A 22,609-nucleotide genomic window follows, 5' to 3' on the forward strand; every position below is an offset into this window, starting at 1 on the left:
TCAATTAATTAAGAATAATTAATTAATTATCAGTATTTTAATCGAGTTTACCTAAAGCTGTTGTTAAATAGTGCTTAGTTCTTGTTACAATTGTAAATTGCATATGTTACATAGAATGTTTACATTTGTATAATCAAATAATCCTCTATAGATTTTACAATGGTAAACAGTGAAAAGTTTGGAAAAAGAATACAACGAATTATGGATCATTATCAGGTTTCTGCTTCTGCATTTGCAGATGCTATGGGTGTAGGTCGATCATCCATATCTCATATTCTCTCGGGAAGAAATAAACCGAGTTTAGATTTTGTAATGAAAATCACTGAGGCATATCCTGATGCTCAACTTCGGTGGTTATTATATGGAGAAGGTAGTTTTCCAAATTCTGAAAAAGAAGAATTAGCTCCTGTTCCCTCTTCTAATAAAAAGATAGAAAAACCAATTCCTGAAGAGAAGCAGCAGGTAGAAAATGAGAATGATTTATTTACTCAAAATGAAACAACTCTCAATCAAAAAGAAACCATTGAACAAAATGAAAAGGTAGCTCCAATAGCTCCAACAGCATCACCTAATTTTAAAACATCAGATAAAAAGAAAATTGAACGAATTGTGATTTTTTATAGCGATGGTTCGTTTAGCGCTTATGAAAATTAAAAAAAACTTTTAGCGCTTAAGTTATATTATTTCTCCAAATACAATTATTTTCGTTGGCATATATTAGCTGTCTTTATTTATGAAACCTGTTTATTTTATTTGGTTGACATTACTGATCGCAACAGGGTGTTTTGAACAAAAACGTGATTGCGAAAATTTTCATGTTGGAACATTCGAATTTGAAACCTATCTGAATGGCGAATTGGCAAAAACTACATTTGTTCGTAATGATTCAATCGAAATAGATTCTTTTCTGGGAAAACAAGACACTTCTTCGATTCGTTGGATTAATGCGTGCGAATACATTGTTAAAAAAATCCACCCAAAAAACAGAGCCGAAGAAAAAGCTATTCATATGAAAATATTAACCACTACCTCCAATACCTATACTTTTGAATATGGACTTGTAGGCTCAAGTGAAAAACAAAAAGGAACCGCCAAAAAAATTAACTAATGTTTGAAATTTTCTATTCTGCAGACGCATGGGTTGCGTTACTAACTTTAACTTTTTTAGAAATCGTTTTAGGAATTGACAATATAATTTTTATTTCTTTAGCTTCAAGTAAGCTTCCGGAAGCACAACAAAAAAAAGCAACCAATATTGGTTTGTTTCTGGCAATGTTAATGAGAATAGTTTTGCTGTTTGGAATTTCATTATTAGTTGCAATGGAGGCGCCGTTCTGGCATATCAATCTCCCATGGGTTGAAGCAGGCATTAGTGGACAATCTATAATTTTATTTGGCGGTGGAATTTTCTTACTCTATAAAAGTGTTCATGAGATCCACCAAAAAGTTGATGAGAAGGGTGAAGAAGAAAAGGATATTCAGGCCAAAAGCTCTTCCACCTTATCAAATGCTATTGTTCAAATTACTTTGATCAATGTAGTCTTTTCATTTGATTCTATTCTAACAGCAGTGGGAATGACAAATGGTTTGAGTGATAATCCCAATGATGCTTTAATAATAATGGTTATAGCCGTCGTGATTTCTGTTTTAATTATGATGATATTTGCTACCCCGGTAGGACGTTTTGTTAACAAGCATCCATCCGTTCAAATCCTTGGATTGTCCTTTTTGATCTTGATAGGTTTTATGTTGATTGCCGAAGCAGCCCACCTTGCGCATTTGGAAATTTTTGAATCTACTGTAGGCACCATACCTAAGGGATATTTATATTTTACAATCGCATTCTCTTTATTTATTGAGTTTTTAAATTTTAAACTTCGTAAAAAAAATAAGGCAGAACAGGTATCCAAATAAATTAATTTTATCCATTTAGAAATTTTACGAGTCCTGTGTCGTGATTTTTCAATAACAAACTATAGTTGACACACCAAATAGTATGAATATTCTGAAAGAATTAGACAAGCGAAGTAATTCTCAATGCGAACTTTGTGCAGAAAAGGAAAATTTAGCTGCATATCCGGTACCACCTACCAACGGAGATAATTTAGATAAAACCATTCTAATTTGCGCAACTTGTAATTCACAAATTGAAGATCCAGCCCTGATTAATCCAAACCACTGGCGTTGTCTTAATGATAGTATGTGGAGCGAGGTACCTGCTGTACAAGTAATGGCTTGGAGAATGCTAACCTTACTACGTGCCGAGGGATGGCCACAGGATTTACTAGATATGCTCTACCTGGACGAGGAAACTTTGACTTGGGCCAAAGCAACCGGTATTGGCAATGATGATGATAATTCTCTCGTACATCTGGATGCAAATGGTGCTGTGTTAACGGCCGGAGATACGGTCGTTTTGATCAAAGATTTAAATGTTAAAGGAGCTAATTTTACTGCTAAAAGAGGAACGGCCGTACGCAACATATCCCTGGTTCATGATAATGCTGATCAGATAGAAGGTCGTGTTAGTGGTCAGCACATAGTTATATTAACAAAATATGTTAAAAAAAATAATTAAATTATCCTCAGTAGCAAAATATCAATAATTCTTTCTAAAATTTATATCAATATACTGTTAATAGGGATCGTTTAGTTTCGCTTAAAATGTAATTTTAACACAATAACTAAAAAATCAATATTATGATTAAGATCCTAGGCTTTATTCTTACTATAGGAGGTGCAATTTCATTAGTACTTGGCGTTCTGGGTGCGTTTGGAAGCATAAGTTTGGGTTTAAGTCCTTGGGCATTGCTAATTCTCGGAATTATTTTCTTTTTTTCCGGAATTGGATTGCTTAAATATAGAAAAGACACGGATACAGTACAATCCAAGAACTGACAAATTTGAAAATTCTTATAACTTTTGAGGAGCTAAAAAATTAGCTCCTTTTTATGTTAAAACTTATTTTATAGACGATTTGAATCTTAATTTTTTAAAGTTTCGCAGAATATTTTATAATTTTAAGAAATATTGACTTACCTTTTGTTACCCCTTGTGAGATGGAACAGATGATAAGATCTCGACACATTCTACTCTTAAATTTAATTAGATATGATTGAGCACGATAGACTATTAGCATTAGAGGAATATCAAATACTGGATTCGCTACCAGAACAAGAATATGATGATATTGTAGAACTTGCTTCCGCATTATTTGGCACCCAAATTTCACTAATTACACTTCTCGATTCTAAACGACAATGGTTTAAATCCAAACAAGGGCTTGCAAAGGATCAAACAAACCGGGAACACGCCTTCTGTCATTATGCGATTCAGAACCCTGATGATGTGATGGTTGTGAACGATACCTTGTTAGATCCTCGATTTGTTTCTAATCCGCTAGTTACAGACGACCCCAATATGCGTTTTTATGCCGGTGCTCCTTTAATAACTTCTAATAAATGTGCTTTGGGAACGCTATGTGTTATCGACACGGTTCCCAGAACGTTTAGTGATGAAAAAAAACGAATGCTAAAAATTTTGGCGAGCAAGGTCATGAAATTATTAGAGTTAAGAAAGGAGAATGTAAAGCAACATAAAGCCCTCAAATTTGCAAATGAACGCTTTGAAACTACGCTCTCAAGACTGCTTGAAGCTCAGGAAACGGCAAAAATTGGAAGTTGGGATTGGAATCTGCAGGACGATCAATTGTATTGGTCTCCGCAATTATTCAGGTTATTTGAAATGAAAAGCCCTACGTCAAATAAAATAACAGTGGATAAATGGCAATCTTTCGTACATCCCGAAGATTTGAGTAAGGTTCATGAGTTTTTGACAAACCTGCTTCAAAAAAAATCACATCATACGGTAGAATATAGAATTATAAAGCGAGATGGTACAGATCTTTGGATGTTGGGACAAGGAGCATCTGATATAGATGATACGGGCAAAGTAATCAGAGTTTATGGAACCGGTCAGGATATCACAACTAAGAAGCGTGCCGAATTCGAACGCACTTTGTATTTAAAAACACTCAAGGATATGTTATTTAGTCTATCTCATAAAATAAGGGGGCCATTAACCTCTTGTATAGGACTTCTTAATATTCTTGAGAAAGAGCATCTTGTTGAAGAAGACGTGAAACGATTTGCTGCATTTTTCAAAGTTTCAACACTTGAAATGGATGAGTATGTACGAGAATTAATCACCTTTATACACACCAATCAGCTTAAAATAAATAATGTCCCTACTAATCAGTCTTAACTTTTAGCACTACTCCTTACCAATTTTAGAGTCCACATAACCAAAAATAATATTTATAAAAACAACCAACAGCGTTAATAAAAGAAGCTCCCCATACATTTCCGTTCCTGCCAAACAGCCTGCAGCTGCACTACACCATATAGTAGCTGCGGTCGTTAAACCTTTTATTTTATTCCCTTTTTGAACAATTACACCTGCCCCCAAAAAACCGATACCTATCACTACCTGACCCAAAACACGAGTAATATCAACACCATCCTCATATCTGAATTGGAGCGAGGTGCTTACAAAGACCGCTGCTCCTATAGCAACTAACATATTTGTTTTTAATCCAGCACTCTTCCCCTTATATTCTCGCTCCAGTCCAATTAAAAGACCTGCAAAAAGAGCTACAATAACTTTGGTTCCAAACAAAAGTGTATCAGTATCTAAAAATTCCATTCCTTATTTTAGTTTTTTAAAATAATACTTGTATCAATTAACTTTGACACGAGTATTTTAAGCTCCTACTACTTCTCCTCCATTAACGTGTATAAATTGTCCTGTAATATAGCTACTGTCCTCACTTGCCAAGAAAACATATGCCGGTCCTACCTCACTTGGTTGTCCAGCTCTTCCTAGCGGAGTATCCTGACCAAAATCCTCAACATCATCAAAGGTTGCGGGGATCAAAGGTGTCCAAATAGGTCCCGGAGCTACACCATTTACCCGAATATGTTTTTCTGCGAGCATTTTACTCAATGATCTGGTAAAAGTTACGATTGCTCCTTTTGTAGAAGAATAATCTAACAAATGTTCACTACCTCTATACGCAGTAACCGAACTGGTATTAATTATCACATCTCCTTTGCTTAAATGCGGTAAACCCGCCTGAACTATATTAAAGTAAGGATAGATGTTAATTTCAAAAGTTTTCTTAAAATCCGTAAACTCTATAGCTTCAACTTTACCTTTAGGAAACTGAACAGCTGCATTATTTACAATAATATTAAGTTTACCAAATGTAGCGATACATTGGTCAATAACTTCCTTGCAAAAAGATGCTTGTTTAAGGTCACCGGAAATAATAAGGCATCTTCTACCCTCTTTTTCAACCAATTGCTTAGTCTGTGATGCATCTTTATTTTCAGCTAGGTATACAATAGCTACATCGGCACCTTCTCTTGCATAATGCACTGCGATACTTCGTCCAATACCGCTATCTCCTCCTGTTATGAGTGCTACCTTATCCTCAAGTTTGTTACTCCCTTTATAATTGGATCGTATAATCTCAGGTTGCGGTTTCATCTTAGATTCCTGTCCCGGTAGTGTCTGAGATTGTGTCGGAAATTTTTCTGGTTTTGCCATTTCGTGATTATTTTTTAGAAAACTAAAATTATCAAGAATATGATATAACTAAATGTTAAGCGATGATAAGACTTTGCAAAAATTGAGTCTTCCCGGAAACAATACTATAATAAGTTTATTACCTACTGCGACCTGTACTAGGAGTATGTCCTATCGTAGCTTATGGTATTAATTGTGAACTTGGAGGTTTAAGTAGATTTAAGAACATTAAGCAATTAGCCAAGTTAAGTCGAATTAATTTCACCCGTACATCAAAGTGGAGATAACTTGCCACCTCGAGACTCACTCCTAGGATTAATCGGATTATGAGAAAAGCTACTTGGCAAGCTTTACGCTTTGATACAGTGATGCAAGGAAAGGATGTCAAAAGAATTCTAATCAAGATAGTCAGGAAACTCCTGAGTCGTATCCATGAAGTAGTACGTACAGAGATTCCTTATCAGAAAGGATTAATTAGTTAAGAATATAACATATAAGCCTAAAAACTCGAAAATACTTTTGGCACAGAAAGAGGACAACTAAACATCGTAAGTGAAATTTAAATATAGGTTATCACATTTTATAGCAAGTTGCCTTGTTTACCAATCATAATCATAATGATGCTGGTGGATGATGAAATATCATACCACATATAGGATGCGGAGTTACTAAAAGGCTATCGTTGAAATATTGACAACGCTTTAATGGCGTTGCCAAGAATTCAACCATATAAAATCATTATTATGAGATAATTAAAATAATAAAATATCGTATTTTTAGACTATGACTTAGAAAAAGGCTTTACATAGGATACGTTGTTGGCAACCGTTTTTCATTCGAATGCTTTTTTGATTTCCGCTTCAGCATTATATGGCATATTTTCTGACTCATAATTTTTTGTATTAATAACTATCGTCTTGAGTGCATTTACTTTTGATTCTTTATAATATGGAAGACCGTATGAGCTTAAACCTTCTACAGCTTGATAGAAATATTCTTTTATGTTAGTACAGAAAAAGAAGTTTTTGTCAATTACATACTTTTCTAACTCGTAAGAAGAATAAACCTTTCCGTTCTTTACATTCCAATATTTTAATAATCTAACAAGTTTTCTAATTTGATAATGATTGTTTTTATTTTTATCATTTAATTCACTTCGCATAGCATTCGGGTATGATGCTATCCAAGTAGAATAGCTCGAAGCAGGTGCAGGAATATGATATTGACCATATGTATAGTAAGCTGGAACCAATTCAAATTTAATATGACCAAGTTCCAAAACAATAGTAGGGGAAGATTGGTAGATTTGGTTTTTTAAATAACTTGCTTCTGCAAATCTTTTTAACCTGTTCATTAAAGTTTGAGGTGTCCAATCTGAACCATCTGTAAAACTTACCATATAATCTACGTCCGAATTAGGATCTTTAGATCTACGCAAAATGGTTTTTCTCTCATACGAGCCAAAAACAAATTTACTTTCAATATTATTGAAATAATTGTCAAGTTTGTTTGATAAACTGTTTATTGAAGTATTGATTGAATTTCTTTCCCAATCAGCAATGGTTATTGTACTTGCTGTTTCCGTTAGATAAGTTAAAACTGACATTAAAATTTAGTTTTTATTGATTTTATAATTGCATCTGTTCTATTTTCATTAGAAGCCAAATTTAATTTATAGAACCAATCAGGAATTTTTTCTGGAAAAGTCCTTTCTGAATAAATTACATCTTGAATTTGCCTTAAAATACTTTCATTAGGTAAATCCCTATTTGAAGAATATGCGTTTAAAAATCCATCAATTTGATTTAATGTTTCTCGTTTAGCAACAATATGACTTTTTAGTGAAAGACTATTCTGAATTCCGTAAATTAGAAAAGATAATGAAGGTACAAGAAGTAATAGAATATCATAAAATCCGATATTTTTATAAATAAAGAATCCTAAAAAAGCACCGTAATACAGTACTGAAGTGAAAACTAAAAAGGTTACAAAGAGTTTTCTTAATTTAAGTTCCCAAGAAAAGTTTATTCTTTGACAAAGCAAGATTGCTATTGGTTTTGGCAATGTTTTATCAACTTCTTTAGAGTACCAATTTTTTAAACCGCCATCCTTATATTTTTCAGCCAAATCAATTCGGATATCAGAAGATATTTTGTTCTTACATAAAATGTTGTTCCAAGGAATATCGTAGAGTTCTGTATCAAATTGCTCTTGAAGTTTTGCTCCTTGTTCGGTTTTTTTACGTCTGTAATTTTCAGATATTAAATATATAATCGTCCACAGGACACCAAAGGCACCTAAATAGTTGACAAAATCTTTTTTGATAATTCCGATAATTGGTAGAATAATAGCGATAAGAATACTAACTAAATCAAATATTTGGAATATTTTACATTGGCTATAGGCAACCCTTTGAGCTTTTAAGTACTCAATAAATTCTTTCTTATTTTGCTTTTCAATTATATCGTTCATTTTTCTTAAATGGTTGCCAACGGTTTTGTATAACCGTCAGTTACGGGTTAATATGCGTTAATTTTCGGTTTAGCACAGGTTTTAGCAATTCCGAGTGGATTCGGACGTAGTCGAATCCGCCGTAATTGCGGTTATATATTGTTGTAAAACGTTATTTTCGCGCTAATGTTCCGAATATTTTTTCCACAAGTAGCGAGTCAGATTCGTTTAATTTCTCTTTCCACCTTGTAATTGACAAGAAAATAGTTCCGTCTTTATCTTTTTGATTTAAATATCTATTATCAACTATGAAATCAAAATTACCTAAACTATCATTTCCAACAACATCAAAATAATAGGCGTCAAATCCGTTTTTATTCTGAAAAGATTGATTTTTTGGTATACCAACTTTCGCAATTGCAATTTAATCCATTAAAGTTTTAAATTCAGGCGTAAACTCGGTCTTGTTCGATTCCCACGAAATATCAAATAATAATCGGTCCTTGTAATTTACAGTTGTGTCAGTAAATCTCATTATAGAAATAATTTCTTCTCCAGCATTTTGGAAAGCCCAACCTTTCGGAACGTCGATTTTGAGTTTATTATTTATATCGGTTTTAGTTTCAAAATCAGAACAACCTGAAATTAAAACAGTAATTATTATTGTTAGCAGGCTATTTTTCATAATGTTTTACAACACTGTTATACAGTCACCTTTGGTAACTATATTTCTTATTTATCTATGCTAATCATGGCAACTAAAAAAGTTACCAAGTGGGGTGGGATTTTGGTTTTAATGATGACTAAACTAATAATTTTATTTTGAATAAGCTAATGTTAGGCACTGGGCAGAAGGCAAAAGTTGATAGAACGGTAGGAAGAAACAAGATGATAGGAAACAGGATGCTATTATATTTAGAGTTTCATATATTAAAATTCTCTATTCACTTTTTACCCTTTCCGACCGCGCGTTGCTTGGCCACCTTTCCCTATCTAGGGAAAGGAGCAACTTTTAGGTTGCTCACAAAATATATCGGGAAACGGACAAAGCGGGAGTGTTTTGATCCATCTTTTTCGATTAGAATGCCTTCTAAGACCTGAAACAAAGCCTTTAAAGCAATTTATATGGAAGTAGTTATTAGTATATCGTTCTAGAAAACTAGCGTTTAGATTCAAGGTTTTTAACCTATTTTATCTTTTTTAAGGGCTTGTGCAAGGGTTACTAGTGTTGTAAATAGTTTTTTATAATATGTCTTTGTCTTCTCCGTCAATTTTATGTTTCATTTTTTGTCCCATTCCGTTTGTCACATATCCAGCAACCATTTCTTTTTTTTGTTCTCCATTTTCCAAATATTCCAAGGTTATTGAACAATCTCCAGTAATGCCCACCCAAACAGTTTTACTTTCATTAGGTTTTAATTCCGAAATATGTTCAGTTTCGCAACCTACAATTTTAATATCAGTCAGTTTGTTTTGAGTTGAGTTAGTGAACGTGATTCTCATATTCCCAATTAAAATCAATGAAAACCAAATAAAAAGGAACATTATAGGTAGATTAATCAATATTAATCTGCTTGTTTTTAAAAGTCTTTTCCGATTGATCAAGTCCGTTTTTGATTTAGCTAAAATTGCTATTAAAATTATTAAATTTGTAATTCCTGCGAGAACAATAAATCCATATCCGATAAACAACAAATCGCTGTCTGAGGTTAGAAAGTAAATTCCGAAAATCAAAGCTCCGATAAAGAATGATATTATTGCAGTTCCTTTTCCTAAACGTATATATTTTTCGGATTTCATTTTTTTTTCAGCTGTTCGTTAAGGGACATCCTTTACACAAGTTAAAGATTAAGCGTTACACTAAAATAGTTTCTAACCTTGTCGATTGTTGTTTATTTCTAAGATGTCTCTCATCAAAGAAACCTAAAAATACATTTCTAAAAAAGACTTTCCAAATCCCATATAAAAGACTAGCAAACCGGTTTAATCAACACCGCATTCACGCTCGGTCGTAAGGACCACATGAACGCTTAGTTGTTGTGCTTAGTTTTTCATTTTTTCAATATATAAAGTCCCGATTTTTCAGCCAGCTCTATCAGTGGTTCTAATTTTTCTTGGTTTCTAAACCAGATAATATTTGTCCAATCCCATTCTTCGCTATAGACTGCTTCAAATTCAGGTAGTATTAAGTCATATCGCTGACCAGATTCACTATGTTGATTCTGAATATCAACCTTGTTTAAAATTTGTTTTTCTGTATCAAACGGATAAATGATAAATCTGTTCTTTCTTTTAATCCTCCATGTAAAAGTCGGAGTCATATTGAATAGTCCTTTTATGAAATTTTGCAGGTTGTCTCGTCTTATACTAATTTCCCTTGAGTCTTTAGTATGAATTTCAGGTTCGAATTCGTCCTGAGTCAACCAACGGTCAAAAACACTAACAAAAATAATTTGATAATCAGTATCTTCCCTCTCGATTAGCTTTCGGAGATAAGGAAGTTTTTCATTTATCTCCTTTCTATGATTCTTGGTTATTTTCTTCATTTCGAATTAAGCACAACGGACTTGCGTATGAAACGTAGCGTGCAAAAAGACACTAACTTTTCGGATTAACACAGAGCCGAATTTTTATATTTTGTTTTATTTTTTCTTGCCCTAAGATAAATCCATAAGATTAGGCGACTTTATAAAGAAACACAGACCTTTCGGAAAGCCAAAACCGCCCTATGTTTTTTATACCGTGTTAGCATTTCGTTTTTATTTTTCTTCCAAATCTTTTGGTAAATTATTCTCGAAAATATATTTGTTTTTATCGTCAGGTATTGTCTCGTTGTGAATTATTAAATTCAAGTCATTTTCAAAGTATAGATTAATTCCATAACTCATATTAGAGTCATTTTTCCACACAAGTTCTTTCCATTTCAATAATCGCTTTCCTTTATATTTTTTGAAATCAGAAAACTCAATTTCAATTTTTTCTATAGGATAATAAAATTCATCATCTCCATATGAGTTAATTTTATCAAAGGAATTATCCTCATTTTCCACAGTTGTTATTTCGTCTGTTGATACTATTTTAATCCAATTGTCAAATTTTAGAAACGTAACATTGATTTTGTCAATTAGTTCACCGTTTAAAACAAATGATTGGATTTTCCCAGTATTTAATGATTTTCCTATACAAGAATCAATAATTTTTTTTCCTTTCATTGTGTTTTAATGAATGCTAACGTTTAGCTATGCGTAGTGCGGGAGCAAAAAATCACAGGTTTTTGTGCCAACACTTAGCCAAAGTTTATGTTTTGTTTTTATATTTTCTAAAATACTAAATTTAAATCTTTGGCGACTTACCAAATAAGCAACAACCTTTCGATTAAATCTAAACCCCGCATTATCGCATAGGTGTTGTTAGCTGGCGTTTATTTTATTTTCCAATCCAGTTACTAATTCCTTTCCGTACTCATCCACTTTGGATTTAAGTTCGATTAATTCCTTTTTAGCATTTTCCAAATTGATGTTTTTTAAAATCGGTTCACTTGATTCCAAGAAATGTTCAAAGAATGGCATACCTCGCATATATAAAAAATGACTATCAGTAATTACATATTGACCATAGAATTCTTTCATTTTCTTAAAATGAATAAATGCTTTTTCAAACTTTCCGATATCAGTTAATCCCTGCATATAATAGCAATGCATATTTGGAATAGATAGGTTTTCTCGTGTTCCGTTTTGTTTATATAATTCAATTGCTTTATCAAAAGCCTTATCACTCAATTCAATATTCTTGTTAAGAGTTGCAGAAGTAGTTAGGTTAAACCAATCATCTGGATTTTTGGATTTTTCTGATATTTCTTGGAATATAAGTTCAGATTCAGAATATTTAGTTTGTCTAAAAAGTGACAAACCAATGACTTTTTTGGCTTCAAGAACTATTTTAATATTGGGATCGCCTATATATTTTTCAGCTTCTTCAATTGCTTTTTCAAACTCTTCTTTTTTAAATAATTCCCAAGCAAAGTCAAGCTCATTTACTTTTTCAATAGGTTTTCGTTTTTCTTTAACTTCATTATTCAATTCACCTTTGGATTCTGAGTCCGAATTAAAGTTTTTGAAAAGACGTTTAATAAAATTCACAGGTTTGTTTTTATATGACAGCTAACAATGTTATGCAGTCACCTTTTACAATCACTACCCTTAAGATACGAAGTGGGGTTGGTAGTGGGTTTTAATTGTGACTAAGCTACAAATTTTATTTAAATACTCGGTATTCAACTACTATGTATTCGTTTTTGCATCGCCCAACCTATTTTTCATTTAAAACAAATCTTCTATAGTCGCTACTTTTACATTTAGCCTTTACGATGTTACATTTATTATTTAGTCCTTTAGCATTCGATGTTTTGCATTCGATATTCGGTATTCAAATACTATGTATTCTTTTTTGCATCTCCCAAAAAAGAACCAACCCGCCCGAACGCATATTTTAGGTTCCTACACGATAAATCGTTCAGGCAGGCGGGAAAAGTCTAGTCTTAAAAACTTTTGCTAAAAATAACGTTCAATACGTTACATGAAATTAAAACAGGTTTACGAACTTAAACTTTATACATGCTATCATTATTCTGAGTACAATATGTACTTTTCGTTTTAAACGAATTTCCTGTAGCCACTACTTTCACTTCATTTTTTACGCTAAAGTTTTTATAGGACGTTTTTATCTCACGTGAAATTTAGCATTAAAGGAGACACTTTTACATTTAGCCTTTATGATTTTATATTTATTGTTCAGTCCTTCAGTATTCAATATTCAATATTTTATAGTCAGTATTCAAAATACATTCTTTTTTCCTAGCATCGGGAAACCTTCAGGACACGGGCGGCACACTTTCCCACCACTAGGAAAGCTTCAGGACATGGGCGGTAACATTTCCCACCATCGGGAAAGCTTCAGGACACGGGCGGCAACGTTTCCCACCTCCGGGAAACCTTCAGGACTCGGGCGGCAACATTTCCCACCTCCGGGAAAGCTTCAGGACACGGGCGGCAACTTTCCAAGCAGTGGTAGCAAGGGTTTAGCAAAATATGTGATTTGTACCATGCTGATGCGACACAGTGTTATTGCCGTTTTTTACTAGTTTAAATAGATAAGATAGCAGTGCCATTAGATATTTTACTTTATTTCTGTTATGTATCTCATACTCATGAAGCAAAGCATAGGATTTCAAACCTAATATTTATCATTTAAGGATATCAACTGTTGGTAGACACTACTTACTTAACTAACCTTTTGGATACTGTAATCGTCTAATAAAAATAGTGAACTGCACCCTTTGTAGATTCTATTATTTGACGTTAGTCTTAATTTGCTTCTTATGCGTTCGAGCCACTAATCAACAAATTGTAGCTACTGAATAATCTTACGTAATGGTATGGGCATCTCAACCCCTTCGGCAATAAAACGCTTTTGAACAGCCTCTTTGAGGTCGCATTTCATTTTAAACTCCATAAAGGGATCAGATATCCATACATAAGCACGAATATGAATGTAGGTGTCAAAGACATCAATTACGCGAACCTCGACGTCGCTAAGCAGCTCGTTTTCTTTTTCGTAATTGGTTCTATTATCAAAATAAAGCGGTAGTTTCCTGGCTTCCTCCTGTATAATGCCTCTTATTTTATCAATATCAGCGAATAATCCAATTTTAAAGTTATTAAAACTTAGAATTTTAGAGTTTCGAATGTTGTGATTGAGTACGGATTCATTACTGATTACAGAGTTAGGGATGATTAATAGCTTATTCTCAAACGTACGAATCACGGTTTGTCTAAGATTGATATCCTCAACGATTCCCAAGCGCTCCTCGTCCAATTTTATGTAATCTCCAACTCTAAAAGGTTTAAAAATAACGATAAATATACCTGCGATAATATTGGCTACCGCTGCTTGAGCGGCAAAGGCTATCACAGCAGCTAAAATTCCTGCACCCGAAAAAATATACGCAGCTTTTTCTCGTAATCCGGGCACGGTTAAAATTATAATGAAGAGGCCTAAAAGAAATAACATCAAACGAAGCGCATTCTTAAAGAATTTTATTTGCGTGACGCCTCGTAATGCTCTGTTTTGTCTGTAATAAAGAAATTTACCTAAAATAAATCCTAATATCCATGACACCCCCCAACAAATTAAGAGCACTGCCAAACTGTAAAGAATCGTTCCCTCTACAGTAGATACATCGATATATTTTTGTAAAAACTTTTCCATTAAAATTTAAAACAATGTTGTTTGCGTTTTATCATCAGCATCTTCATCATCATTATTTGAGGAATCTACAGCTTTTTTATTTGCTTCGGACGTTACGGACTCTTCATCTTTAACCTCCATATCTTCAGGTTTTATTGGCTCAGGCTCTTCAAACGGAATTGGATCTAACATATTGAGTTGCTTCACCTTTTCTGTGGTTAATTGATTCCCTAACGCTTTGATTCCTTTTATCGAAATAAATTCTTCTAATTCAATTTGATCACTTGGTTTTTGCTCCTTACCTCTTATTTTATTATACACTATTTCAACCTGAGGCTTATAATCTGTTGAAAGAATTTCCAGTTGCGTTTTGGGGTGTTCGGTGACAAAAATCTCTTCTTTCTCAGGATTTTCGATTAAAAAACGCTTGACAAAATAGCGTTCTTTTTCTCCGTCCCAGTAGATTGCAGATATTGGTTTTTTGGGCTTCCACTTCTCCAATACGACCATATCAGAATCAAAATGCGCTGTAATTTCAGGAACAATTGTTTTTGCAACACCGCGTTGGTTAATGATCAATAAACGATCATCGCCTCTAAATTCTCCTAAAAGTTCACCTCTTCCGTCCACATTAAGACGTTGTACAGTCTCATCAAACCATATTTTGCGAGGTTTTAAGGTAGAAACACCCTGCTCCTTTAATTCGATTCTCTTAATATTGTATTTAGTCACAATATTTCCTTTGACTCCGCGTCCTTTGATTAAAAGATCTGCAAAGTCAAGATCAAATTTAAGTTTCTTGATACTCCCGGCCTGTCTTAGATGTATCGTCACGATTTCGGCTTCTCCATTCGGGTTTGCTGAAAAATAAGAGATCTTTGAGTTCTTTTTTCCTTGGGTCAGATCATACTCTTTATCTCTTGTAACACTGGTTACGGCAAAGCGTTTAACATAGGACGCTCCTCCTTTCCCATCTTGGTAAATTACATTGTAAATCGTACGTTTATCCTTTTTCTTGAAGATCGCTACATGAATAATATCCTTCCCAATAAAGGTTTTGGCATCTACTCGTGTTACTATCATTTTACCCTCGGCGGTAAAACAAATGACATCATCTATATCAGAACAGTCGGTTACATAATCATCTTTACGTAAGGAGGTCCCAACAAACCCTTCTGCCCGATTCACATAAAGTTTAGTGTTTCGTATTACAACTTTGGTAGCCTCAATGTCATCAAAAATCTTGATTTCAGTTAATCGACTACGGTCCTTACCATACGTTGTTTTTAAGCGTTTAAAGTGATCTATCGCGTAGGCTACCAAATTATCAAGATGGTGCTTAATTTGAGCGATATCTGCCTCAAGGGCTTCAATTTTCTGTTGTGCTTTATCGATATCAAACTTTGATATTCTTTTAATACGAATTTCGGTTAATCGTACAATATCCTCTTCGGTAACAGCGCGCTTTAAGTGCTTAATATGTGGTTGTAATCCTTTGTCTATGGCACTAATGACCCCTTCCCAGGTTTCTTCCTCCTCGATTTCTCGATAGATTCTGTTTTCAATAAAAATACGCTCTAAAGACGCAAAATGCCATTGTTCTTGCAACTCATTGAGTTGTATTTCTAACTCACTTTTTAATAATTCTACAGTATGATCTGTAGACCTACGTAGCATTTCTGAGACTCCTATAAAATTAGGGCGATTATCTTCGATAATACAGCCAAGGGGCGAAATAGAAACTTCGCAATTAGTAAATGCATAGAGTGCATCAATGGTTTTATCCGGAGATATCCCACCGGGCAAGTGTACGAGGATCTCAACAGTTGCTGCTGTATTATCCTCTATTTTTTTAACCTTAATCTTTCCTTTTTCATTCGCCTTTAAAATAGAATCGATTAAGGAACTCGTAGTTGTCGAAAATGGAATTTCGTTTATTACCAGCGTGTTCTTATCCAGTTGCGATATTTTAGCACGCACGCGCACTTTACCGCCCCGCTGTCCATCGTTGTAATTCGTGAAATCTGCTATTCCCGCTGTAGGAAAATCCGGTAAAATTGTAAACTTTTTTCCTTGTAGATGCTTGATTGAAGCGTCTATAAGTTCAATAAAATTATGAGGGAGTACTTTGGTACTTAGCCCCACCGCAATACCCTCGGCTCCCTGAGCTAATAGTAAAGGAAACTTAATAGGTAAGTTTATAGGCTCCTTCTTACGTCCGTCATAGGATAATTGCCAATCCGTTATTTTGGCGTTATACACTACATCCAACGCGAACTTGGATAAACGCGCTTCAATATATCTTGCAGCAGCAGCACGATCTCCTGTCAGAATATTTCCCCAGTTACCCTGCATATCGATCAACAGATCTTTTTGACCTATTTGTACCATCGCATCCGAGATACTTGCGTCTCCATGCGGGTGATACTGCATCGTATGTCCGACAATGTTAGCCACCTTATTATAGCGTCCATCATCCAAATCCTTCATAGAATGCAAGATACGTCGCTGTACAGGTTTAAGACCATCCTCAATTGCCGGTACGGCACGTTCTAAAATCACATAGGAGGCATAATCCAGAAACCAATCTTTGTACATCCCAGAGACCTTGGTGATAACTTCTTGGGGCTCATGCTGCGGCTCTTGGTTTTCTGCCGGAATATTTTCTAACGGATCAGATTCGTTTTCCTTGTCTGTATTCATATAAATTTAGGGGTTCTCTTAAAATTATTGCTCTTCAACTGTATCTAATTCTACCTTGAGATTATCAATGATAAATTCCTGGCGATCAGGAGTGTTTTTACCCATATAAAAGGACAGTAATTCTTCAATTGTTTGTTCTTTGTCTAACATTACCGGGTCCAGTCGAATGTCTTCTCCGATAAAATGAACAAACTCATCAGGTGATATTTCACCTAATCCCTTAAATCGAGTAATCTCGTGTTTGCCGGATAACTTTTGAATTGCATCACGTTTCTCTTGTTCTGAGTAACAGTATATTGTCTCTTTTTTGTTACGAACTCTAAATAACGGAGTTTGTAGTATATACAGATGTCCTTCTTTTATTAATTCAGGAAAGAACTGCAAAAAGAATGTGATCAATAGTAGTCTAATATGCATCCCATCAACATCGGCATCGGTAGCGATTACAATATTATTATATCGTAAATCCTCCATAGATTCCTCAATATTGAGCGCTGCCTGAAGTAAATTAAATTCTTCATTTTCATACACAATTTTCTTGCTCATATTATAGCAGTTAAGAGGCTTTCCTCTCAAACTAAATACTGCCTGTGTATTTACATCTCTAGACTTGGTAATAGATCCACTCGCCGAATCACCCTCGGTTATAAATAAGGTACTTTCTAAATTGCGATCCTTTTTACTATCGGTCAAATGCACTCTGCAATCTCTTAACTTCTTGTTGTGCAAACTGGCCTTTTTAGCACGTTCCTTAGCCAACTTACGAATACCTGAAAGATCTTTGCGTTCTCGTTCAGCTTGTAAGATCTTACGTTGCAGCTGTTCTGCTGTGTTAGAGTTTTTGTGTAGGTAGTTATCTAATTTTGTTTTAAGAAAATCGTTAATATATGTTCTTACAGTAGGCATCCCGTCTCCCATATCAGTAGACCCCAGCTTCGTTTTTGTCTGACTCTCAAAAACCGGCTCGGTTACCTTGATACTAATTGCAGAAACGATTGATTTTCGAATATCACTTGCCTCATAGTTTTTGCCATAAAACTCGCGTATGGTTTTTACTACGGCCTCTCTAAACGCTGCCTGGTGCGTTCCTCCCTGTGTGGTATTTTGACCATTCACAAAAGAATGATATTCTTCACTGTATTGAGTTTTGCTATGTGTGATCGCAACTTCTATATCATCTCCTTTGAGGTGTATGATATCATACAATCGATCTTCTTCTCCTATACTTTCTGATAACAAATCTTTAAGTCCGTTTTCAGAAAAATATTTTTCACCGTTGAATACTATGGTCAAACCAGGGTTTAGGTACACATAGTTCTTAAGCATTTTTGCTACATACTCGGTACGGTACTTATAATTTTTGAAGATAGAATCATCAGGAATGAAGGAAACTTTGGTTCCGCGTCGTCTTGAGGTCTCCTCCAGCCCATCCTGATTGGTAAGATTTCCTTTTTCGAACTCTGCAGACGCTGATTTACCATCTCGGGTCGACTCTACTCTAAAAAATGACGATAGTGCGTTAACCGCCTTGGTTCCTACTCCATTTAATCCAACGGATTTTTTAAAGGCTTTACTGTCATATTTACCTCCGGTATTCATTTTGGAAACTACATCCACAACTTTACCTAAAGGGATTCCACGACCATAATCACGTACAATAACTTTTTCGCCCTGAATAGAGATGTCAATGGTTTTACCAACTCCCATCACATATTCATCAATAGAGTTGTCTAAAACTTCTTTTAATAAGATATAAATACCATCATCGGCAGAAGAACCATCACCTAATTTACCAATATACATCCCCGGACGCATACGGATGTGTTCTTTCCAATCAAGAGATCGTATGTTATCTTCTGTATACTTCGTTTCGTTGCTCATAAATTTTGGGTAGAATGCTCGCTAAGATAAGACTTCACCTACAAATTTAAAACTAGCCAATTACAAAGTAATTAACAAATATAAATTTGATATTGTTGATTAACTGATTAACAGTTTATTACCCTTATAACTCATCTTATGATCATCTTATTTCAATTCATACAAAAATTATTTCGTTATACATCGGTAAGGTATCTTCTTATCCCGAATAAATGGTATAAGATTTGTTTTTATATCTTTACAAACTAATTTTAAAAATATATGAAGATGAAGAAATTTCCCAAATCTTTTCTGACGCTCTTCACTGTAGCACTTAGTGTGGTTGCTTGTGATGTAGTTGATGATTTATTAACGTTTACTATTTCTGATGATACAGATATCGAAATAGGCTCGGGTGTTCCGCTTGCTACTCCTTTTGATATCGCTACACCACCGGTAAAGAGTAATTCACAAAGTGAGTTTGAGCAAAATGACAGTCGTGTAGACCTTGTAAAAGAGATAAAGCTTACATCTCTTAAACTTAACATCACCTCTCCCGAAGGACAAACTTTTAATTTTCTAAAATCCATTCGAATTTTTATATCCGATACTAATGATGAGAATGAAATAGAACTGGCTTCGCTTGATACCATTCCGGAAGGCGTAAAAACATTGGATTTAGAAACTACGAATGCTGCTCTGGATGTCTATGTAAAAGGTGCCTCTTACAATTTGAGAACAGAGGTAGTTACAAAAGAAGCACTTACAAATACGGTTAAAGTAAACGCGGCAATGAAATATCAGGTTACTGCTGATCCGCTGTAAAACGGTAGTAAACATAGTATAAAACAATAAGCTCGGGCAAATTTGCCCGAGCTTATTGTTTTAAATTGAATGCCAATCCTCTTTTATGGCATATTTGCAAAAGAATACTACTACCCTTTTACCCACGCCTTTCGCAATGCTAACTGTTTTTCAGTTGCATTTTCTACTGGCAAAATAGTTTTGCCTTGCGTGTATGATTTCTTAAGGGTCGTCTCAAGAATAACCTCTTCCCCTGCTCTATCTAATACAACTTTAAGAGGATCTCCTTCTTTCCACTGTAATGAACCTCGCAAGACCGTATTAGCGTTTTGTAAAGTAAGTGCTTCCCCATTTACAGAAACTATAAAATCATTAGGTAACACGCCGTTATCAGCCCAGAAACTATTATCCAGTACCAATTCATTGAAATAAATACCGCCTTTATCTTTGTCTCCAGCTACGATAAGAGCTCCTGCATTTTGAATGTAATTTGTTTCTACTTTGCTTGACGTGATTTTTAAACCAACTTTATTAAAAAAGTCTTCGTAATCTATTGGTGTTGTCCCCTCTACATGATTTTTCAAAAATTTGCCAATTGAAGGATATGTCATTTTTGTAATTTCGGCTATCAGATTATCATCCTTAAATGGTTTTTCCTTTCCATACTTATTGGAAAGTTCTTTCATTAATGACAAAATCCCTCTTTCTCCGTTACTCTCTTCGCGCATCAAAATATCGATACACATACCAATTAGCGCACCTTTTTGATATACGTTAATATAATTTGCAGCATATGGAGCGTCAAGAATGTTTTCACTCATTACAGTAAAACTCATCTCATCATCAAAGCCTTTTGAGGCAACTATTTTATCTAAAATTTTGTCATAAAACTTATTTTCTTCAACCAATCCCTGATTTGCTTGAAATAAGGTGGCAAAATATTCAGTTACTCCCTCATACATCCAAAGATGCTTAGAAAAAGTCGGTGCGTTATAATCGAAATAATGTACATCTTCTGAATGAACACTTAATGGGGTAACGATATGAAAAAATTCATGAGAAACCACATCTATCATAGCACTTGCTAACGCATCCTCGGGCATCTGTTCAGGCAAAACTACTACGGTAGAAGTGTGATGTTCTAAAGCACCAAAACCCGTAGGAGCGGTTTCTGTTCCCGGTGACAAATAGAGGTAAATATCATACCGTGGCGTACTGTTGATAGCTCCCATATACGCTTTTTGAGCCTTCATCATTTTGAAAACAGTTTCTTTTATACCCTTAGCCGTATGCGTTTTATTCGGAGAATAAACACTCAAAACAATCTTGATATCCCCCACTTCGAATTCCTCTACATCGAGCATTCCATACATCATGGGATTATCCGTGATTTCAAAATATCGGGTAGCCATGTAGTTATCAACCACTGTGGCATCGTCCTTAGTAATCGAACTGACTAACGATAATGCCGAGGTTCTCTTCATATTAGACGGCGTATGCACGCTTAAAGCGTATTGATTCGACTTCAAATTGTCAAAATACCCAATAAAACCATGTAAGTTTAAGACATAATTATCAGGCTCTATATTAGTTCCTGAAGGTGAAAAAGGAGTCTTTTTGGAAGTTTGCTCAATATCATACGTATCATTCACCTCGTACCGGATCACATCTAACTGACGCGCATTAGGAATTTGCCATGAGTTTGTATCAACTTTTACAGCAGTAATTTCTTTACCAGCATAGTCAAAAGCTTTGAAGTTCTCTACAAATGATCCAAAATCACTTACCGCATACGTCCCCTGGACGACTTTTGGTAATCGGTACATTACCGTATCCTGTGTAAAACGCCCGGGGTTTATTTGAACCGGTGCTTTGTCCTCTTGTATATCCACCAAATCAATTGAAGTTTGAATAGGTGTGTTTATAGCTAAATCGTTATTTTGCTTAGTTGTTCCACATCCAAACAATAAGATTGCCAGAGACGCGGTAGCCAATGTTTTTTTCATGAATTCTGTCTTAATAAGAAATTTTTATTTTTAAAAAAATTGTATTGTTGGTTAGCGTTACGCTTGTATTATATTGGACGAAGCTTTACCAAGAGTGTTACAGGTTTGGTGAGAAAAATATCGATTAGTTTAATTTTTAATATAATTTTGGGATTCGATATCAGAATCTATGCAAAAACTACTACTCGATTCGGTCACCTACAATGTGGCCATACCATTACCTCTGGACAGTCAAAAGCAAACGTTAGTATTCTTGCATGACTCTCTAGGCTGCGTTGAACTCTGGAGAGATTTTCCTATACAACTAGCACAAAGAACGAACTGTAACGTAGTGATATATGACCGACAGGGATATGGCAAATCAGACCCGTTTACAATTGCGCATCGGGATCGTGACTATTTAGCTAAAGAAGCGCATACTTTGAATACAATACTTACAGCGTTAAAACTTACATCCTGCATATTATTTGGTCATAGTGATGGCGGAAGTATTGCTTTACTGGCAGCCTCTTTCTATCCAACTACTTTTAAAGCAATTATTACTGAAGGGGCCCACGTTTTTGTAGAAAATGAAACGCTTCAAGGTATCCTCACAGCAAAGGAAGCCTATAAAACAACAAATTTGAAGCAAAAATTGGAAAGGTATCATGGTACAAAAACTGAAGCTGTCTTTACCCTGTGGACAGAAACCTGGTTATCCAAAGAGTTTCAGGACTGGGACATAACTAAGGAATTAAAACGTATCCAATGTCCATCATTAATCATACAGGGTGCTCAGGATGAATACGGAACCAATAAACAAGTAGAAGCTATAGTAAACTACAGTTCTAGCAAGCATACAGAAGCCTATATTATACCAAATATCGGTCACTCCCCTCATAAAGAATGTCCGAACCTTGTACTAGAAAAAGTGAGTGAATTTATAGCTAACTTACAATGAGTTAAAACTT

22 protein-coding genes are annotated in these 22,609 nt (G+C 34.7%); 9 read left to right on the forward strand and 13 right to left on the reverse strand.

Annotated features, from left to right (window positions below):
• Positions 1-159 precede the first annotated feature (159 nt).
• From ACJRPK_RS07600 to ACJRPK_RS07625, 6 genes are all read left to right on the forward strand, one after another.
• A complete protein-coding gene (locus ACJRPK_RS07600; RefSeq protein WP_407139328.1) occupies positions 160-654 on the forward strand; it encodes a helix-turn-helix domain-containing protein in 495 nt (164 codons plus the stop codon).
• Between the two features lie 79 nt (positions 655-733).
• Positions 734-1,108 (forward strand): DNA topoisomerase IV, encoded by a 375-nt coding sequence (locus tag ACJRPK_RS07605; protein WP_407139329.1) that lies wholly within the window; start codon positions 734-736, stop codon positions 1,106-1,108.
• Positions 1,108-1,914: a TerC family protein gene (locus ACJRPK_RS07610; protein WP_407139330.1), complete on the forward strand. Its 807-nt coding sequence runs from the start codon at positions 1,108-1,110 to the stop codon at positions 1,912-1,914. Before ACJRPK_RS07605 ends, ACJRPK_RS07610 begins: the two co-directional genes overlap by 1 nt.
• A gap of 82 nt (positions 1,915-1,996) precedes the next feature.
• Complete coding sequence (locus ACJRPK_RS07615; RefSeq protein WP_407139331.1) at positions 1,997-2,578, forward strand: PhnA domain-containing protein; 582 nt, start codon at positions 1,997-1,999, stop codon at positions 2,576-2,578.
• Positions 2,579-2,700: 122 nt separating this feature from the next.
• The gene (locus ACJRPK_RS07620; protein WP_407139332.1) at positions 2,701-2,898 is read left to right on the forward strand and encodes a hypothetical protein; all 198 of its coding nucleotides are present in this window, start codon (positions 2,701-2,703) and stop codon (positions 2,896-2,898) included.
• 213 nt (positions 2,899-3,111) lie between these two features.
• A complete protein-coding gene (locus tag ACJRPK_RS07625; RefSeq protein ID WP_407139333.1) occupies positions 3,112-4,263 on the forward strand; it encodes a PAS domain-containing protein in 1,152 nt (383 codons plus the stop codon).
• Between the two features lie 9 nt (positions 4,264-4,272).
• Here the strand turns inward: ACJRPK_RS07625 and ACJRPK_RS07630 are convergent, their stop codons facing one another.
• Both ACJRPK_RS07630 and ACJRPK_RS07635 read right to left on the reverse strand, forming a co-directional pair.
• Complete coding sequence (locus ACJRPK_RS07630) at positions 4,273-4,704, reverse strand: MgtC/SapB family protein (RefSeq protein ID WP_407139334.1); 432 nt, start codon at positions 4,702-4,704, stop codon at positions 4,273-4,275.
• A gap of 57 nt (positions 4,705-4,761) precedes the next feature.
• On the reverse strand, positions 4,762-5,610 hold the full coding sequence (locus ACJRPK_RS07635) for an SDR family oxidoreductase (protein ID WP_407139335.1): 849 nt from the start codon (positions 5,608-5,610) through the stop codon (positions 4,762-4,764).
• A gap of 305 nt (positions 5,611-5,915) precedes the next feature.
• On the opposite strand from ACJRPK_RS07635, the gene ACJRPK_RS07640 reads away from it, so the two are divergent.
• The gene (locus ACJRPK_RS07640; RefSeq protein WP_407139336.1) at positions 5,916-6,071 is read left to right on the forward strand and encodes a hypothetical protein; all 156 of its coding nucleotides are present in this window, start codon (positions 5,916-5,918) and stop codon (positions 6,069-6,071) included.
• A gap of 350 nt (positions 6,072-6,421) precedes the next feature.
• Here the strand turns inward: ACJRPK_RS07640 and ACJRPK_RS07645 are convergent, their stop codons facing one another.
• From ACJRPK_RS07645 to ACJRPK_RS07690, 10 genes are all read right to left on the reverse strand, one after another.
• Entirely contained in the window at positions 6,422-7,195 is a 774-nt protein-coding gene (locus ACJRPK_RS07645) for an SMODS domain-containing nucleotidyltransferase (RefSeq protein ID WP_407139337.1), read from the reverse strand.
• Complete coding sequence (locus tag ACJRPK_RS07650; RefSeq protein ID WP_407139339.1) at positions 7,195-8,061, reverse strand: S-4TM family putative pore-forming effector; 867 nt, start codon at positions 8,059-8,061, stop codon at positions 7,195-7,197. Before ACJRPK_RS07650 ends, ACJRPK_RS07645 begins: the two co-directional genes overlap by 1 nt.
• Before the next feature lie 403 nt (positions 8,062-8,464).
• Complete coding sequence (locus ACJRPK_RS07655) at positions 8,465-8,725, reverse strand: hypothetical protein (protein WP_407139341.1); 261 nt, start codon at positions 8,723-8,725, stop codon at positions 8,465-8,467.
• Between the two features lie 557 nt (positions 8,726-9,282).
• A complete protein-coding gene (locus tag ACJRPK_RS07660; protein WP_407139342.1) occupies positions 9,283-9,840 on the reverse strand; it encodes a hypothetical protein in 558 nt (185 codons plus the stop codon).
• A 251-nt stretch (positions 9,841-10,091) separates the two neighbouring features.
• Positions 10,092-10,586 (reverse strand): hypothetical protein, encoded by a 495-nt coding sequence (locus ACJRPK_RS07665; protein WP_407139344.1) that lies wholly within the window; start codon positions 10,584-10,586, stop codon positions 10,092-10,094.
• Between the two features lie 213 nt (positions 10,587-10,799).
• Positions 10,800-11,252: a hypothetical protein gene (locus ACJRPK_RS07670; RefSeq protein ID WP_407139345.1), complete on the reverse strand. Its 453-nt coding sequence runs from the start codon at positions 11,250-11,252 to the stop codon at positions 10,800-10,802.
• Between the two features lie 198 nt (positions 11,253-11,450).
• Complete coding sequence (locus ACJRPK_RS07675; protein ID WP_407139347.1) at positions 11,451-12,179, reverse strand: hypothetical protein; 729 nt, start codon at positions 12,177-12,179, stop codon at positions 11,451-11,453.
• A gap of 1,270 nt (positions 12,180-13,449) precedes the next feature.
• Positions 13,450-14,307 carry a mechanosensitive ion channel family protein gene (locus ACJRPK_RS07680; RefSeq protein ID WP_407139348.1) on the reverse strand — a complete coding sequence of 286 codons (858 nt, stop codon included), beginning with the start codon at positions 14,305-14,307 and terminating at the stop codon, positions 13,450-13,452.
• Between the two features lie 6 nt (positions 14,308-14,313).
• Complete coding sequence (locus tag ACJRPK_RS07685; RefSeq protein ID WP_407139349.1) at positions 14,314-16,989, reverse strand: DNA gyrase/topoisomerase IV subunit A; 2,676 nt, start codon at positions 16,987-16,989, stop codon at positions 14,314-14,316.
• A 24-nt stretch (positions 16,990-17,013) separates the two neighbouring features.
• Positions 17,014-18,870, reverse strand: a complete 1,857-nt coding sequence (locus tag ACJRPK_RS07690; protein WP_148781997.1) for a DNA topoisomerase IV subunit B — start codon at positions 18,868-18,870, stop codon at positions 17,014-17,016.
• Positions 18,871-19,137: 267 nt separating this feature from the next.
• Here ACJRPK_RS07690 and ACJRPK_RS07695 point away from each other — a divergent pair, with 267 nt between their 5' ends.
• Positions 19,138-19,674 (forward strand): hypothetical protein, encoded by a 537-nt coding sequence (locus ACJRPK_RS07695; RefSeq protein ID WP_407139350.1) that lies wholly within the window; start codon positions 19,138-19,140, stop codon positions 19,672-19,674.
• 110 nt (positions 19,675-19,784) lie between these two features.
• Here the strand turns inward: ACJRPK_RS07695 and ACJRPK_RS07700 are convergent, their stop codons facing one another.
• The gene (locus ACJRPK_RS07700; protein ID WP_407139351.1) at positions 19,785-21,659 is read right to left on the reverse strand and encodes a peptidase M61; all 1,875 of its coding nucleotides are present in this window, start codon (positions 21,657-21,659) and stop codon (positions 19,785-19,787) included.
• Between the two features lie 169 nt (positions 21,660-21,828).
• Here ACJRPK_RS07700 and ACJRPK_RS07705 point away from each other — a divergent pair, with 169 nt between their 5' ends.
• Complete coding sequence (locus ACJRPK_RS07705; protein WP_407139352.1) at positions 21,829-22,599, forward strand: alpha/beta fold hydrolase; 771 nt, start codon at positions 21,829-21,831, stop codon at positions 22,597-22,599.
• Positions 22,600-22,609 lie beyond the last annotated feature (10 nt).

The sequence above is a fragment of the Aquimarina sp. 2-A2 genome, from assembly GCF_045505135.1.
Classification (GTDB): domain Bacteria; phylum Bacteroidota; class Bacteroidia; order Flavobacteriales; family Flavobacteriaceae; genus Aquimarina; species Aquimarina intermedia.